This is a genomic window from Sebaldella sp. S0638, from assembly GCF_024158605.1.
Classification (GTDB): Bacteria; Fusobacteriota; Fusobacteriia; order Fusobacteriales; family Leptotrichiaceae; genus Sebaldella.
In genome coordinates this window covers 1-1417 of sequence record NZ_JAMZGM010000251.1, presented here as the reverse complement: position 1 = coordinate 1417, position 1417 = coordinate 1, and the positions used below count along the sequence as shown (strand labels likewise).

General features: G+C 27.9%; 2 protein-coding genes. Both read right to left on the bottom strand.

From position 1 onward, the window contains the following. Positions 1-780: 780 nt before the first annotated feature. Positions 781-912, bottom strand: a complete 132-nt coding sequence (locus tag NK213_RS20570; RefSeq protein ID WP_256478854.1) for a hypothetical protein — start codon at positions 910-912, stop codon at positions 781-783. Next, positions 912-1417, bottom strand: a 506-nt coding sequence (locus NK213_RS20040; RefSeq protein WP_253352642.1) for a hypothetical protein, incomplete at its 5' end; no start/stop codon positions are given. The genes NK213_RS20570 and NK213_RS20040, both read right to left, overlap by 1 nt.

Genomic DNA, 1417 nt, shown 5'->3' with positions numbered 1-1417 from the left:
ATTTTTTATTTTTGTTTATAATTAACATTGAGATTTCATAAATAATTTATTCTTCGCTCCTTATTTATAATAAGGAGCTTTTTTATATTTTTATAATATAAATTGATTAACTTTTTCTGAACCTCTTCTTTTTCATGGCTTTTATTTCTCTTTACAAATATGTTTTTTTATTGTAAAATTAATTTGATATATACTTATTTTCTAGTATTATTACTCACACTCAAGCTTATACTTTCGGTTAGTTCCAAAGTATAAGCTCTTTTATTTTTTATTAATTTATGATATAATTTGTCAGATGTTTTTTTCTGAAAGGTGGTTATATTATGTATAAGTATCTTAACAAAAAATTTATTCTTGATATGAATTCAGGTATCTGTCATGATTTTTCAAATATTAATATTAATTGTCAGATACATAAAATTGATCTTCAGGATGTTTTTGATTCCGATTATTTACAAGAAGAAATTAAAAGACATCCACGTTATAAGGAAAAATGTATTTATTGTATGTTAGACTATTTTTAACTTCTTTTCTTAAGGATGTGTTTATTATGAATTTTTATTTCGAGTATTTTAAGGGATTCTGTGATATATCACGGAACATTCAAGAAATTACCGTTAAAATTTTCGGCATTTCTTCTCATGGATTCCCTACTAAAAATCAAAAGAAAATACTCACTCATTGTAACAACAAACATTGTAAATTTAATAAACTTGATCAATGTAATATATACCAAAAGTTCCATCCTTCTAGCCCTCTCTAAAAGACGGGCTTTTTTTATTATTCCACTTCTTTCCATTTTTCCATTAAAGATTCCATAAGGCTTCTTACTCCTTCTTCGTCACGATCTTCCAAAGCTGTCACAAGTCCCTCTGCTATATTCTTTAATTCTTCCATATCTTCTTTTCTCATTATTCTCCAAGTCCTTCTTTCAAAACGTCATCTATATCAATATCTTCTGCTGTTTTTTTAGTTTTCCCTCTGCCTCTTGTTGTCTTTTTAGCCGGCGTTTTAGGATTATTCTTACTATTAAGGTCTTTTATTATCTTTTCTTTTTCCTTAACCTGTATATCCAGTTCTGATTTTTGACTTTTCAGCTTCTCAATTTCTTTTTCCAATTTCTCTATAGTCTTTAAATGTCTCGTTATTGCACCATCTTTTTCTTTCAGTAAATCCAAGGATTTTTTATTCTCAGTAACAAGTTCTTCAACCTCTGACTTCTTTACTACCAGTTCCTTAGTTAATTTATTTATAGTGACGACCTGTCTTGAATTTGATTTCTCTGCCTGATCTAATAAATCCTTGTATTTCTCCACTTCTTCTATATTATCCGGCATTATATCATCAAGGCTTAATTCTTCCTCTGCTGAATGTAAATTTATATATGGCAGCACATAATCTGCTATTGTCTCTTTAC